This window comes from Actinoplanes subglobosus (assembly GCF_042650585.1).
In the GTDB taxonomy this organism is placed as follows: domain Bacteria; phylum Actinomycetota; class Actinomycetes; order Mycobacteriales; family Micromonosporaceae; genus Actinoplanes; species Actinoplanes subglobosus.
In genome coordinates, this window is sequence record NZ_JBHSBL010000014.1 from 1 (window position 1) to 15,069 (window position 15,069).

Annotated in this window: 11 protein-coding genes; 5 read left to right on the top strand and 6 right to left on the bottom strand. The window is 69.7% G+C overall.

The annotated features are described in order from the left end of the window. Window positions 1-205: 205 nt before the first annotated feature. Complete coding sequence (locus ACFO0C_RS13590; protein ID WP_378066957.1) at window positions 206-928, top strand: nucleotidyltransferase domain-containing protein; 723 nt, start codon at window positions 206-208, stop codon at window positions 926-928. A gap of 300 nt (window positions 929-1,228) precedes the next feature. Further along, window positions 1,229-1,567, top strand: coding sequence for a YbaB/EbfC family nucleoid-associated protein (locus ACFO0C_RS13595; RefSeq protein ID WP_378066958.1), 339 nt, complete (start codon window positions 1,229-1,231; stop codon window positions 1,565-1,567). Window positions 1,568-1,943: 376 nt separating this feature from the next. Here the strand turns inward: ACFO0C_RS13595 and dnaB are convergent, their stop codons facing one another. Further along, complete coding sequence (gene dnaB / locus ACFO0C_RS13600; protein WP_378066959.1) at window positions 1,944-3,386, bottom strand: replicative DNA helicase; 1,443 nt, start codon at window positions 3,384-3,386, stop codon at window positions 1,944-1,946. Between the two features lie 370 nt (window positions 3,387-3,756). Between dnaB and ACFO0C_RS13605 the strand changes: the two genes are divergently transcribed. After that, window positions 3,757-7,323: a hypothetical protein gene (locus tag ACFO0C_RS13605; protein ID WP_378066960.1), complete on the top strand. Its 3,567-nt coding sequence runs from the start codon at window positions 3,757-3,759 to the stop codon at window positions 7,321-7,323. Window positions 7,324-7,422: 99 nt separating this feature from the next. Here ACFO0C_RS13605 and rplI read toward each other — a convergent pair whose 3' ends face one another. The 5 genes from rplI to ACFO0C_RS13630 form a co-directional block, all read right to left on the bottom strand. Further along, the gene (rplI, locus tag ACFO0C_RS13610; RefSeq protein WP_043529634.1) at window positions 7,423-7,872 is read right to left on the bottom strand and encodes a 50S ribosomal protein L9; all 450 of its coding nucleotides are present in this window, start codon (window positions 7,870-7,872) and stop codon (window positions 7,423-7,425) included. A 14-nt stretch (window positions 7,873-7,886) separates the two neighbouring features. Beyond that, complete coding sequence (gene rpsR, locus ACFO0C_RS13615; protein ID WP_007073789.1) at window positions 7,887-8,126, bottom strand: 30S ribosomal protein S18; 240 nt, start codon at window positions 8,124-8,126, stop codon at window positions 7,887-7,889. Window positions 8,127-8,167: 41 nt separating this feature from the next. Next, entirely contained in the window at window positions 8,168-8,761 is a 594-nt protein-coding gene (locus tag ACFO0C_RS13620) for a single-stranded DNA-binding protein (protein WP_378066961.1), read from the bottom strand. A gap of 65 nt (window positions 8,762-8,826) precedes the next feature. Continuing rightward, window positions 8,827-9,117, bottom strand: a complete 291-nt coding sequence (gene rpsF / locus ACFO0C_RS13625) for a 30S ribosomal protein S6 (RefSeq protein ID WP_014448192.1) — start codon at window positions 9,115-9,117, stop codon at window positions 8,827-8,829. Between the two features lie 293 nt (window positions 9,118-9,410). Beyond that, entirely contained in the window at window positions 9,411-10,433 is a 1,023-nt protein-coding gene (locus tag ACFO0C_RS13630) for a hypothetical protein (RefSeq protein ID WP_378066962.1), read from the bottom strand. A gap of 128 nt (window positions 10,434-10,561) precedes the next feature. On the opposite strand from ACFO0C_RS13630, the gene ACFO0C_RS13635 reads away from it, so the two are divergent. Next, complete coding sequence (locus tag ACFO0C_RS13635; protein WP_378066963.1) at window positions 10,562-11,338, top strand: deoxyribonuclease IV; 777 nt, start codon at window positions 10,562-10,564, stop codon at window positions 11,336-11,338. 747 nt (window positions 11,339-12,085) lie between these two features. After that, entirely contained in the window at window positions 12,086-14,893 is a 2,808-nt protein-coding gene (locus ACFO0C_RS13640) for a hypothetical protein (RefSeq protein ID WP_378066964.1), read from the top strand. The last annotated feature ends 176 nt before the right edge of the window (window positions 14,894-15,069 follow it).

Sequence of the window (15,069 nt, forward strand, 5' to 3'; positions counted from 1 at the left end):
CCCCGCACCCCGCACCCCGCACCCCGCACCCCGCACCCCGCACCCCGCACCCCGCACCCCGCACCCCGCACCCCGCACCCCGCACCCCGCACCCCGCACCCCGCACCCCGTACCCCGCACCCCGCACCGGCGATCTTGATGGGCCGGATGCCGCGGCGGCGTGGACTGGTGTGCCGTGTTTGGGTTATGTGAGACGGTGTGTGACGTGTTGGACGATCCGGTTGAGGTGGCCACTCGGCTTGTCGGGGAACGTTTCCCCCAGGCACATGCCGCGTTTCTCGGCGGAAGTGCGCCGACCGCCCGCCGGACACCCTGGTCCGATCTGGACATCGTGGTCGTGATGGACGGGGAGCCGGCCTCGTTCCGGGAGACGCTCCGACATTCCGGCCAGCTCGTCGAGTGGTTCGTCTACACGCCGGCCTCACTTCGGCACTACTGGCGGCAGAACGTCTCGGGCCGCCGCACTCCTCTGCTGCGGATGGTCGCCGAGGGAATCCCTCTGATCAGCGTCGACGGTGTGGCCGAGACCTACCAGACCGAGGCTGCCGCGTTGCTCGCCGCCGGGCCGCCGGTGCCGGGCGCGGATCAACTCGCCGTTCAGCGTTACCTGGTCACGGACCTGCTCGACGACCTGCGCGGCGGCTCCGACCCGGTGGAGATCTCGTTCCTGGCAGCGACTCTCGTGCTGGCCGCCTCTGACCTGCTCCTGCTTTCCGGGAATCGCTGGTCGGCACGAGGCAAGTGGCTGCCCCGCCGCTTGGCCGAGGTCGACCCCGATCTACCGGCACAGCTAGCGGAGGCTCAGCGGGCCGTGATCGCGGACGGCGACCGGGAGCCGCTAGTGGCCGTGGTGCTGGCCGTTCTCGACCGGACGGGCGGCCCGCTTCAGGAGGGGTTCCGGCTGGCCGGCGTCGAACCGGGCCGATAATTTTCCGCCGCCAAGCCCTCTCCCGCGCGTACGCAGAGTCATGTCACCGTTCGACTCACCGCTCCACAGTGCCCGGTCTACCTGTGGCGATTCGCAGACTTCTCCGCAAGCCGTGATTTGCCGGAGTGCAATTGCTCACCCTAGGTAGTCACAAGTTGGAGTCGTATCGTCACTTAAAAGTGAGCTATTTCGATAAGTCTCTCTTTTCGTGTGCGTTACGAAGTTACCGGAATACGCAACGTCGCTGATCTTGGGTATTCTCACGTCCGCCCCCCTGTCGCGGCGAACGGAGGAAGAACCGTGACTGAAACTGCCGATCGTGCGGCCGACCCCAACCTGCGCACCGATCTGGAGGACACCTACGGTCGATACGAGGAGCTCCGCTCCGGAGTGGACGAGCTGCAGCGCAGCGTCGCGACCCTGCAGGTCAGCGCCGAGTCCGAGACCGGTGAGGTCCGGGCCACTGTGGATGCTGACGGCCAGCTCGTCGATCTCCGCCTCAATCAGGACGCATGCCGCGAATGGCCGGTCGAAACTCTCGCCCGCGTCATCGTGGAAACCGTTCAGCATGCCTCGGCCGGCAAATCCCGACAGATCGAACAGCTCGTCACCAATCATCGTCAGGTCGACAACACCTGACCGTCCCGACTCTGGAAAGAACGGCACCGGATCGGCGCCACCACCATCCTTTTGCCTTCTGCCCGGGCCACGAGCATGTCCCCCCGTGCGAGACAGCGCTCAACACTTCTTGTTCAGCTGAGCTCTCGCCGAAAGCACCGCGGTATCTCTGGGCCGACGACCCCACCTGATCGTCATGAACTCACGCTTCCACGCCGGGCCGCGGTTCTCACTCCCGACCCGCGACCCGGCAAAATGCCCGTCCTGCGCCCTCTTTACGGGGGCATTGAGCAACAAATGCCCGACAACTCGACGACAAATACGGAATCACCGATTCTGGCGCGCGCCCCAGTCCACCTCGGAGAGCGATTGTGGGCGCCTCTACCCGTACAAGAAATCAAATCGCCATGTCGACGAACCGAGAGAGGTGCAGCTGCGCCGCCACCGTGATGGTGTCGGTCGGGCCGTTTCGGTGTTTGGCGACGATGAAGTCGGCCTCGCCGGCGCGTGGCGACTCCTTGTCGTAGTAGTCGTCGCGATGTAGCAGGATCACGACGTCCGCGTCCTGCTCGATGGAGCCGGACTCACGCAGGTCGGACAGCTGGGGCCGTTTGTCGGTCCGCTGCTCGGGACCACGGTTCAGCTGACTCACGCCGATGACCGGGCACTCGATCTCCTTGGCCAGCAGCTTGAGACCACGGGAGAGCTCGGAGACCTCCTGCTGACGGCTCTCCGTCTTCTTCGGCGAGGACATCAGCTGGAGATAGTCGATGACCAGCAGGCGCAGGTTGTGACGTTGCTTGAGGCGACGCGCCTTCGCCCGGATCTCCATCAAGTTCATGTTCGGGGTGTCGTCGACGAAGATCGGCGCTTGGCTGATCTCGCCCATCCGCCGGGCAAGTTTGGTCCAGTCGTCGTCGGAGAGCTGGCCGGAGCGCAAGGTGTGCAGCGGCACGCGCGCCTCGGCGGAGAGCAGGCGCATGACCATCTCGATCTTGCTCATTTCGAGCGAGAAGATGGCGCTGGCGTGGCCGTACTGAATCGCCGCATTGCGGGCGAAGTCCATGCTGGCCGTCGACTTACCGAGACCGGGACGACCGGCCACGATGATCAGCTGACCGGCGTGCAGGCCGTTGAGCAGCCGATCCAGGTCTTGGAAGCCGGTCGGGATGCCGGTCATCACACCGCCGGATGCACCAACAGCCTCGATCTCGTCGAGGGTGGGCTGCAGCATGTCGCCCAGGGCCGCGAAGTCCTCGCTGACCCGTTTCTCAGTGACCTCGTAGATGGCCTGCTGTGCCAGGTCGACGATGTCGTCGACGTCACGTCCGCCGTTGCCACCGGTGCCGTAGCCCAGCTGCACGATCTTGGTGCCGGCCTCGACCAGACGTCGCAGGATCGCGCGCTCGGAGACGATCCGGGCGTAATACGACGCGTTCGCCGCGGTGGGCACGCTCTCGATCAGGGTGTGCAGGTAGGGCACACCGCCGACACGCTGGAGATCGCCGGAATCGGCGAGGGCGGCCGCGACCGTCAGGGCGTCGGCCGGCTCGCCACGGCCGTAGAGGTCCAGGATGACGTCGTAGACGGTCGCGTGGATCGGCCGGTAGAAGTCGTTGACCTTGAGGATCTCGACGACGTCGGCGATCGCGTCCTTGGACAGCAGCATGCCACCGAGCACGCCCTGCTCGGCCGCGACGTCCTGCGGAGGCGTCTTGTCGAAGCCGCCCTCGAAGCCCCCGCCACCGCCTTTGTTGCCTCCGCCGCCACCCTTGCCTCCGCCACCGCCGGGCTGGGACGGCGGCCGCGACTCGGGCCTCGCGTCGTCGGTGATCGACACCGGTTTCCCCCTCCACTCGGCCAGGGCCGCCTCAAGGTCGAACTGCCTCCCCCTTCGACGGATCCCGGGCGGGATTCAGGGGTTCGCTGAAGATCTGAGGCTGGACCACTGTACGAACCCGGCTGCCACCTGCCCAACTGCCGCGGTGGACGAGCCTCGGGACAACCTGTGGACATCTCCCGTGACTCTGTGGGTAGCCCTGTGCACACGGTGTGGACAACTTCTGAGGCAGCAAACCCGAGCAGGGGATTCGTCGTCCCCACCTGTGGAGGGCAGAAACAAGTCAGGATCTGCGGAAATAGCTACTCGGGTGAGCAAGCAGTCGCACTGAGGCGTTGCGGTTCCGCTTCGGGCACGTCACCCTTTCCAGGTGGACCAACGGGAGTGGGACTACGGGACCCGCATGTCGCGCCCTCGGCGCGCTGCGGGTGCTTGGCCCACCCGGGAACCGGAGATCGAGGAGCCTGAGCAGCGCTGGTCCTCTCTGACCGACACCGGCAGCTTGGCCCCGAGCGACGAGGCGCTCGCCTGGCAGCGCCGTGCCGACGACTGGGCCCAGCAGGCCGAGGTCGAGCCCTACAGCGGCGGTGGCCAGGCGATCGAGCCGGTGAACAGGTGGTCTTCGGAGGTCACCACCACCGGTCGTCCGACCTTCCCGGCCGACGGTGTCGGCTGGCGCACCGAGACCGCCGAGTGGCGGGCCACCGGTGCGCGCTGGCGGCAGACCACCGAGTGGCGCTCGTCCACCGGCTCACACGTCTGGCGTTCCACCACCGAGGCGTGGCGTGCCGAGGACGAGGCCGCCGAGCGGGAGAAACCGTCGATCCCCGGCACCGCGTGGGAGACCGGCGCCGACCGGGAGGTCCCGTCGTGGCGGCAGTCGCCCGCGGTGGAGCAGCCCGGTGGCACCCCGTCGTGGCGGCAGCCGGCCGCCGAGACGCCGTCCTGGCGGCGTAACGATCCGGACACGTCGTCGTCCTGGCAGCGCCGTCCCGACCTGCCGGCCGCGACCACTCCGGTCGAGCAGACCCCGTCGTGGCGGCAGCCGTCCACCCAGATGCCGACCTGGCAGCAGCCGTCCACGCAGACGCCCGGCCAGGCACCCGCCGCGCAGACGCCGTCCTGGCAGCAGCCGCAGCAGACACCGTCCTGGCAGCAACCCTCGGCGCAGCAGCCCTCCGCGCCGCAACCGTCCACCCAGACACCGTCGTGGCAGCAGCCGCAGACCCCGGCGCAGCCACCGGCCGCGTCGCGCCGCCGGGCGGCCGACACCGGCACGGGCACCTGGTCCACCGCGGCCTCCGCCGGCACCTCCTGGACCGACCCGGGCCGGTCCGGTCCCGGGGAGAACACCACCGGCCTGACCCGCTGGGAGCGCACCGACGCGCCCGGCTGGCAGCGTTCGGCCGCCGAGGACGCCCGGCACCTGGTCCGTGAGGACGACCGTGCCGCCTGGCGCCGTGACTCGGGGTTCGGCGACCGCCCGACCCGGGTCGGGCGCCGGCGGGCGGCCGAGGCCGATCCGGCACCGTCCGGCGGCACCGGCTGGTCCAGCGGGTCGGAGTCGGACAACTGGGCCGGGCACACCGACACCGGCAGCATCCCGGTCTTCCGCGATCAGGACGAGCCGCCCGCCTGGGGCATGCGTTCCGAGGCACCGTCACGGCGTGACCGGCGCCGGCAGGCCGAGGAGGCCCGCCCCGAACCAGCCCGCCCGGAGCCTCCCCGTGCCCCGCAGGCACGCCCTGACCAGGGCCGTCAGGAGGCGCCCGGCCGCCGTGGCGCCCAGCCGGACCGGCAGCAGCGGTACAACGCCAATCCGACGAACTGGCGTGAGGACACCGCCTCGTGGGACGCCGATCAGGACACCAGCAACTGGACCCGCGACCCGGACACCGGTCAGTGGAGCCGTGCCGGCGACGACCCGCGGGTGCTCGCGTGGCGTGCCGAGGCGGCCCGCCGCGAGGCCGTCAAGGACGCGCCGGAGCCGCCCGCCCGCCGCTCCCGGCGTGACGAGCCGGTCGGTGGTGTGCCCGGTGGGCCGCTGCCGAGCAGCTCGATCCCGGCCGGAGGCACCAGCGGTGGCGGCTGGTCGGCCGGGAGCGCCCCGATCGACGAGGGCCGTTCCGCCCGTCGTGGCCGCCCTGAGGAGGCGTACCGGGCGGATGGCTACCCCACCGGCCGCCGCCGCGCCCAGGAGCCGCCACAGGCCGCTGAGGAGCCGCTGGGCCCGCAGGCCTGGCAACTCTCCCCCGAGCCCCGGCAGAGCCGACAGTCCCGCCGTCTCGGCGTCGACCCGGAGGGTTACCCGGGTGACGTCGGCCGGTCACGTCCCGACGACTACCCGCCTGACGGCGGCCGGTCCCGGTCCCGGTCGGGGGGTTACCCCGGTGAGGGCGGCCGTCCCGGACCGATGCCGCCGCAGTGGTCGGAGCCGGCCGAGCCCGAGCCGCGCCGCCGGGCGTACCGGGACGAGCCCGAGGCTCCCCGCTGGCAGGATTCCGGTTCCGGCAGCGGTCAGCGTGAGCTTCCGGGCGGTGGCGGCTACGGCCAGCAGCGTCCGGAACAGCGCAGTGGTTTCGGCAGCGCGGCCCGTGAGCTTCCGGCCGGGCCGTCGGCCCAGCCGCAGAGGCCTGCCTATGGTGGCGGTCAGCGAGAGCTTCCGGCGGGTCCTTCCGCACAACCACAACAGCCGGTGTACGGCGCCCGAGAACTGCCGGCCGCACCGGCCAGCGGGCCGTCCTGGGCCGATCAGGAGCGCCAGCAGCGGCAGTCCCCTCAGCAGCGCCCGGCCTACGGCGGCGGCGAGACGTCCTGGCTGGATCAGGAGCGCCAGCAGCGGCAGGCTCCTCAGCGCCCGGCCTACGGTGGCGGTGCCGAGACCTCCTGGCTCGACCAGGAGCGTCAGCAGCAGCCGCAGCGCGGGCCGGCGTACGGCGGTCAGGGGATCCCGGAGCAGCCGTCGGCCTACGACGTTCCGCCGGAGCAGCAGCGGCGCCCCGGTTTCGGGTCGGCTCGCGCGTTACCGGCGGGCAGTTCGGCGCCCGCCTCTGGGCCTGCCTGGACCGGGCAGCAGAAGCCGGTGTACGGCGGTGGCCAGTCCTCCGACGACCTGTCGGCACGCTGGCCCGACCCGCTCACCGACACCTCGTCGCGGCGTGGCCGTGGCGACCGTGACGATCCTCCGCCGCCCTCGGGAGGCGGCTTCGGCGACCGTCCGCCGCTCGCGGACTGGCTCGCCGCCGAACGCGCCGGCCGGCGCGGGGCCGATTACCGAGGCGCCGGGCAGGACGGTGAGACCGACTGGCGCCGAGAGCTGTCCCGCCAGAACGATCTGGCCGAGGGCGAGTCCCGCCGTTACGACACGTCGGACTTTCCTCCCTTTCGGCCAAGCGGTTCAGCCGCGGTCGATGGATCGTCGAATCTGGCCCTGAGCGCCACCTCGGTGATCGCCGCACCCGGCGCGGGTGCCGGCGGTGTCGCCGTGGAGGAGGACACCTCCTGGCCGCCTCGGCGGGCAGCGGGCGCTTTCCAGGGCACCGGTTCCTACGAGCGTCGCCCGATGGGCGGCGACTTCCTGCAGAACAGGCAGAACGACCTGCTCGGCTCGGATGACGACGAGGAGGAGCAGGAGGACAACGGCACCCCGCTGGCCGCGGTCGGTTACACCGTGGGGTGGTACGGCGTACCGGTCGTCCTCTTCGTGCTCGGCATCTTCGTGGTCAACAGTGGCCAGAGCGGTCACGCCTTCGACACGCTCGCCGACGCGGCTCCGGGGTTCGGCATCGCACTGGTGCTGAGCATGGTGGTGGCCTACGGGCTGCGGACCGTCACGACAGCCTGGAAGTCGGCGAGTGTCGGCCTGGCCGCGGCAGTGGTCGGCGGCGGCCTCGCCACGGTCCTGAGCTCTGCGATCACCGGTAACAGCCTGAGCTGACCGGCTCCGCTCCGCTCCGCGGCGGGCGGCCGTGGTGTGGGGAACGAAAACGGCGCGCCGAGCCGAGGCCCGACGCGCCGTTTCGGCGTAGTACGACGACTACTTGGCGGCCACCACGTTCACCGGGAACGTCGCGGTCACCTCGGGGTGCAGCTTGACCTGCACGTTGTACGAGCCCGTGGTCTTGATGTGACCCGGCAGCTCGAGGCGACGACGGTCCAGGGCGGGACCACCGGCGGCCTTGACCGCGTCGACGATCTCGGCCGGGGTGATCGAGCCGAACAGACGGCCACCGTTGCCGGAGCGCGCCTTCAGCGTGACCTTGAGGCCGGCCAGCTGGCCCTTGACCTCGTTGGCCTGGCCCAGGTCACGGATCTCACGAGCCTCGCGGGCCCGCTTGATCACGACGACCTGCTTCTCGGCGCCCTTGGTCCACTGGATCGCGAACCCCTGCGGGAGCAGGTAGTTGCGGCCGTAACCGTTCTTCACCTCGACGATGTCGCCGGGGGTGCCGAGGCCGGAAACCTCCTGCGTAAGGATGATCTTCATCTCGGTGCCCCCTCTCAGCGAGCCGTGGCCGTGTACGGCAGGAGCGCCATCTCACGGGCGTTCTTGACCGCGCGGGCGATCTGCCGCTGCTGCTGGGAGGTCACACCGGTGACGCGGCGGGCACGGATCTTGCCGCGGTCGGAGATGAACTTCCGCAGGAGAGCGGTGTCCTTGTAGTCGATGTAGGTGATCCCGTCCTTGTCGAGCGGGTTCACCTTCTTCTTCGGCTTGCGAAGCGCCGCAGCCTTAGCCATTGCTCAAACTCCTGTTGGTGATCTGGAAAGCCCGGAAGGGCTTAGAAGGGAGGCTCGTCGTCGAACGAGGAGTTGCCACCACCGCCGGAGCGGTTGCCGCCGGACGCCGGTGCAGCCGTGGCCCAGGGGTCGTCGAAGTCGTTGCTGTTGCCACGACCGCCACCACCGCTGTTGTTGCCACCGCCGCCACCGAACTGCCGGTTGCCACCGCCGCCACCGCCGGAGCCGAAACCGCCTCCGGAGTTGCCGAAGCCACCGCCACCGCCGGACCGGACCGCTTTCTGCACCGTCGCCGTGGCGTAGCGCAGGGACGGGCCGATCTCGTCCACCTCGAGTTCGTAGGAGGAACGCTTCTCGCCCTCTTTGGTCTCGTAGGACCGCTGACGCAGCCGGCCCTGCACGATCACCCGGGCGCCACGCTGCAACGACTGGACGACGTGCTCAGCAGCCTCACGCCAGATGTTGCAGGTGAGGAAGAGCGCCTCGCCGTCTTTCCACTCGCCGCTCTGCCGGTCCAGCGTCCGCGGCGTCGAGGCGATGCGGAACGAGGCGACACCCGCACCCGAGTTGGTGTAACGCATCTCAGGGTCGTTGACCAGGTTGCCAACGACCGTGATTACGGTTTCTCCAGCCATGAAACTTCTCCTCGCCGCTCGTGTCGTTGATGCAAAGGGTCTCAGGACCCTCTGACAAAAACGGCTCAGCGGGTCTCGGGACGGATGACCTTGGTGCGCAGGATGGACTCGTTGAGCCGGAGCTGACGGTCCAGCTCGGCCACGGCCTCGGGCGTCGCCTGCAGGTCGACGACCGCGTAGATGCCTTCAGCCTTCTTGTTGATCTCGAACGAGAGCCGGCGACGGCCCCAGACGTCGAGCTTCTCCACCGAGCCACCCGCGGTCCTGATCACGTTCAGGTACTGGTCGAGCGACGGAGCAACGGTGCGCTCCTCGAGCGAAGGGTCGAGGATCACCATGAGTTCGTAATGACGCAAGACAATCTCACCTCCTGTGGGCTATGCGGCCACGGTCTCTCCGTGGCAGGAGGTCTTGTGTCGCTCGCAGAAGAAAGCCGTGGGAGGTATGGCCCACGGCGAACACACTGCGAACCGAGCCAGCATACCCAGGTGGGGCGTGTGACCCAAAAACGGCGACCCCGTCCGTGGGACGAGGTCGCCGATGGAGAGCCGCGGGGCGTCCGGCCCGATTCGTTGGGTGGGACCTGGGGAGGAACGACCACACCGATGAGGTTGGACGCGTCCGCCCCGCGGAGCTTTCAAGGAAGAGCTTACGCCACATTTGTGCGTGATGCACGTTGCGACACGATTGCCCGAATCGCGGCAGTTGCGACACCGAGGATGCAGACGAGCGCCGTGAGGCCCAAGAGCCCCAACGGGCGCCCGTCGTCGATCCGCCCGACAGCGGCCACCGGCTGAGCGGCGTCGAAACTGCCCGGCTCGGTCGGCTCCAGCGCCGGCACGCCGCCGTCCTCGTCCGCCGCCGGCGACGCGACCCGGCCCTCCGGCGGCGCGGGTGGCACCACCGACTCCCGTCCGCCCTGCGCGACATCGGCACCGCCAGGAGGCATTCCGGCGAACGCGGGCGCGCCGATTCCGGCCGTACTCCGCAAAGATCTGCTCTTGATCCTGGGGTTGATGCCGCTGTGCGGCGCCGCCTTCGCCGCGGTGGCCGAGGTCCGCGGTGCCGTCGCCGACCGCTGCTCGGCGGCCTTGTGCGCTCCGCGCCGAGAGTCCTTTGATCTGGTACGGGTGGGCTCCGACACCGGTGCGACCGAGTCCGGCAGGATCGAACCGGAGGTACGTGACGGCGAGCCCGATCCGGCGGCCGGTTTCGACATCACCCCCGGCGAACCACCGCCGAACGGCTCCGGGGTCGGCCCCGGCTCCTCGAACGATGCCGACGGGGCAGCCGTGATCAGCATCGGCATCACGTCCTCACCGAACGAGCACTCCGGGGTGAGCATCACCGCCGTGGTACCGCGGCGGAACACCACCTCGGCCGCCCCATCAGCCGGGATGACCCCCCGCGGCGCGCCGGCCAGCCTCAGCTGGGCGTCGTGCCCGGTCTGGTTGACCACCCGGACCACGCTGCTGGCCGGGACCGTCATCGCCTCGACGCTCGGCCGCGAACCGCAGGACAGCCCGAAGACCCCGAAGCCGCCGAAACTCACCTGCCGATCGTTCGCCTCGACCTGGTCGGCGCTCGCCGTCCCGTTCGCCACCAACGGGGCGCCGAAGATCAGACCGCACAGCCCCAGCGCCGCCATCCGGTATCGGAACTGCCGCGACATGGACCAACCCCCAGTTCAACACCGGCACGCGCCGGCATCCGTCAGCAAAGATCAATGGAGGTAACGAGTCGCTGTGGAGCGCGGTGACGCGTGCGGAAAGCGTCGTACCCGCGTCGTAGGCTCGTCCCATGCGCATCGGAGCCCACGTCGATTCCACCGACCCGCTGGCTGAGGCCGCCGCCCGCGGCGCCGAGGCGGTGCAGTTCTTCCTGACCGACCCACAGAAATACAATTCCCCCAAACCTCGCGAGGACGCCGAGCAGATCCGGGCCTCCGAGATCGAGGTGTATGTGCATGCGCCGTACATCATCAATGTCGCCTCGCCCAACAACCGGATCCGTATCCCGAGCCGCAAGCTGCTCATGGCGCACGCCCGGGCCGCCGCCGAGCTGGGGGCGAAAGGGCTGATCGTGCACGGCGGTCACGTCGGCGCGGGTGCCGACCTCGACGCCGGCTTCGTCAACTGGCGCAAGGCGTTCGAGTATGCGGAGAGCGAGGGTGGCCTGCCGCTTCCCGTCCTGATCGAGAACACGGCCGGTGGCGACAACGCGTGCGCCCGGCGCTTCGACGCCCTGTCCAGGTTGTGGGAGGCGGTCGGCTCGTTCGGTGCCGGGTTCTGCCTGGACACGTGTCACGCGTTCGCCGGTGGTGAGGACCTGCTCGGCATCGTCGACCGGGTCAAGGCGATCACCGGGCGGATCGACCTGATCCACGCCAACGATTCAAAGGGTGGATTCGACTCGGGTCAGGACAGGCACGACAACCTCGGGAGTGGGAAGATCGACACCGAGTTGGTGGTCGCCGCCATCCGCGCTTCCGGAGCTCCGGCCATTGTGGAGACACCCGGTGGGGTCGAGGGGCAGGCCGCCGACATCGCCCTACTGCGGGAGCGGGCGGGCAACTGACGCATCGCCCGGGGGAGGGTCATGTCCGAGCAGCCGCAACCGATCGCGCCCGTTTCCGCGCCCGCGGATCCGGTGTCGCGCGATCCGCGGCCGGCCGCCCCGCGCCGCCGATTCGCCTTGTTCCGGAGAAAGGCCGCAAATCCGGCCTCGAAACCGGCGCCGGTGGTGACTGTCACACCCGAGGCCTCACCGGGGTCAGTCGCCTCTTCTCCCGTCGGGCAGGCGGCTTCCAGCCCAGCCTCGCCGACTCCCGCCGGGCAGACGGGGACATCGGCCGACCCCGCTTCTCCGTCGCAGCAGACGGCTACCGGTCCGGCGTCGCCGACGGTCGCCGCGCCTGCCTCCGTGCTGCCTCCTCCCACCTCACCTGCTTCCGCCTCGCCTTCCCCCGCCCTGTCTTCCTCCACCTCTCCTTCCCCCACGCCGCCTTCCTCCACACCGCCTTCCTCCACCTCGCCTTCCTCCACACCGCCGTCCTCCACCTCGCCTTCCTCCACACCGCCGTCCTCCACCTCGCCTTCCCCGGCCTCGCCCTCCCCCGCCTCGCCGACCTCTGCCTCGCCGCCCTCTACCAGGGCAACAAAGACGGCGTCTGCTGAGGACCTGGTCGGCGACAAGGCGGCGGGAATCGACAATTCCGATAAATCCGGTGAATCGGCTCAGGCTCCACACAGGACGGCAGCCCGGAAGGGCCTCCCCGACACCCGGCCGCCTGGCGCGCCGCCGGACCCGTGGGCCGTGTTCGCCATGACACAGGACAAGCAGCCCGGTCGTCTCCGCCGTGGTCTGCGGGCGACGCTGCGTGGTTTTGTTCACGAATACGCCCTGATGATCTACGCGGCTTGCCTGCTCGCTGTGGCGATGACTTGGCCGGCCCTGCGATACCCGATGCACACCCTGCCGCAGGACCTCGGTGATCCGTCCCGGCAGGCATGGCAGGTCTCCTGGATCGGGCACATCCTGGTCACCGACCCGGTGCGATTGTGGCAGGCCAACGCCTACTTCCCCGCGGCGGACAGTCTCGCTTTCGGCGACAGCCTGGTCGGCTACGCACTGGCCGGGATGATCGGCACCGGCCCGGCCGCCGCCGTCCTGCGGTACAACGTGTTGTTCGTCCTGGCCCATGCCCTGCTGGTGATCGGCACCTACGCCTTGGTGCGACAACTCGGCGCCCAGCGCACCGGCGCCGCGGTCGCGGCCGTCGCGTTCGCCTACGCACCATGGCGGCTGGCGCAGGAGGGCCATCTCGACATCATCTCGGCGGGCGGCATCCCGCTGGCGATCGCCATGCTGGCACGGGGACACGGCTATTCACTGAGGCACGGGTTCCGCTCCGACCGTCGTAGCGCGGCCTGGGCGATCGCTGGCTGGCTGGTCGCGATCTGGCAACTCACCCTCGGCTTCTCCCTGGGCATCCCCTTCGCCTACGTACTCGGCCTGCTCCTGATCGCCCTGATGCTCGCCTCAGCAGTGAACGCCGCCCGAGGTTTCCTCCGCGACCGCCGAGACCGCAAGGACCACCGCGAAGTAGCCGCCCTGACCACCCCCGTCGCGGCCGACACACCTACAACCGGCGACACGCCTGCTTCGGCCCCTGCCGTCACCGGTGCATCCCTTGCTGCCGCGTCCGCTGCCGGCGCCACCAAACCCGGTACAGCCATGCCCGCTACAGCCGCCAAGGAGGGCCCCACCTCCGCCGCCGCTGTCGGGGCCGATGCGGGTGCCGGTGCGGCCGCACCCGCCGCCGGTGATACCGATGCCAGCGCAATCACGTCCTCAAAGGCCGACGCGCCGGCCGGGGCCGGGGCCGGGGCCGGGGCCGGGGCCGGGGCCGGGGCCGCCAAGTCTGCTCTGTCAGATGCCGTGGGCGCTCCATCCGCTGCCTTCGGTGCCTCGGCTCCTGCCGCCGTCGCTCCGGCCGGTATCACTCCCGTTACGGCCGCTGGTTCCGGAGCGGCAACCAGTCCGTCTCCCGGCACTGCTGCCACTTCCGCCATTGCGGCGGCTGGTCCGCCTCATGCTGCCGCCGGTCCCGCCACGGCTGCATCAACAGGTGTTCCTACGCGTGCCGCTGGCACCGCCGCCTCTTCCGAAACCACTGCTGCCGCTGCCGCCGCCTCTTCCGAAACCACTGCTGCCGCTGCCTCTTCCGAAACCACCGCAGGCACTACCGTCGCCTCTTCCGAAACCACCGCAGGCACTACCGCCGCCTCTACCGAAACCACCGCAGGCACTACCGCCGCCTCTTCCGAAACCACCGCAGGCACTACCGCCGCCTCTACCGAAACCACCGCAGGCACTACCCCCACCGCTTCCCCACTCACTACCGCTGCCTCTGACGCAACCTCCACGGTCACCGCCGCCACCGCTTCCCCATCCACGAGTGGGGCTGGGGCTGGGGCTGGGGCTGGGGCTGGGGCTGGCGGGAAGGATATGAAAGACACCGCCGTCCAGCCTGCCCTGGACCTCTCCCGGGCCGACGTGCTGGAGAGTCCGCGCCGCAAGCACAACTGGCTGCGGTTCTTCCGCAGGCCGGTCCCGGTGCGCAAGAAACCCCGCTGGAAACCGCTCATCGGTGTCCTGCTCACCAACGTCAACATCATGGGCGCGACGATCTTCGCTGCGGTCGGCATTCTGATCGCGGTGCCGTACATCCGGCTCGACGACACCGGCTCCCGCCTGGAGGAGATCCAGTTCTTCTCGCCGCCCCTACGCAGCCTGCTGATCGGCCCGGCCGAGTCACGCGTCTGGGGCGCCGCCCACGAGACACCCCGATCCACCCTCGGCTGGGCGGCCGAGATGTCGCTGCTCCCCGGATTCGCGCTCTACGCCCTGGCGCTGGCCGGCCTGTTCCTCTCGATCTGGAAACTCCGGCACCGGCTCCTCCTGCTGACCGCGCTGGCTGTGACGATCGTCCTCACCCTGGGCACGACCTTCTTCGACGGCCGCTGGACCTATCTGCCGCTGTTCGGCCATTTCCCGGCCTCGTTCGACCTGCGCATCCCGGGCCGTCTGATGCTGTGGGTGACACTGCTGCTGGCGATCCTGGCCGCCGGCGCGGTCGACGACTTCGTCCGACGGGCCGAGCACATGGCCGCCCAGCGGATTCCCCCGTGGCCGGGCCCCTGGCTGCGCCTGGCGACACTGACGCCACTGTTCCTGGTGGTTCTCGAAGGCTGGAACACCACGGCCCATCCGGTCGTCCCGGCTCAGCCGGACGCGTTGCGTACCGTCCCCGGCCCGATGCTCGTGTTGCCGACGGCCGAGCTCACCGACCAGACGGTCCAGTTGTGGACCACCACGAAGTTCCAGGACCTCGCGAACGGAGGCGGCGGGTTCGGCGCCCAGAAACAGGCCGAACTGCGGGCCAAGGTCGCCGGTTTCCCAGACGTGACCAGCATCAACTATTTGGACTCCATCGGTGTACGGCGGGTACTGCTGCTGAGCGACCACATCGCCGGCACCTCGTGGGAGGACGCCGGCGATCTGCCGGTGGACAACCTCGACATCCGGCGTGAGGACGTCCCCGGCGCCGTGGTCTTCTACCTGAGCTGAGGAACTCGAAGCGCCTTCGGGACAGCGCGGCCCAGACCGACATCAGCCGTGCAGCGAGTTCCGACACGAAGGCAGAACGTGTGCGCCGACCCACACTGCCGCCGACCCCGATCGGCATGCCGCCAGCCGCCAGCCGCCACTGCCGCCGACCGGCATGCCGCAGCCGACAGCCGCTA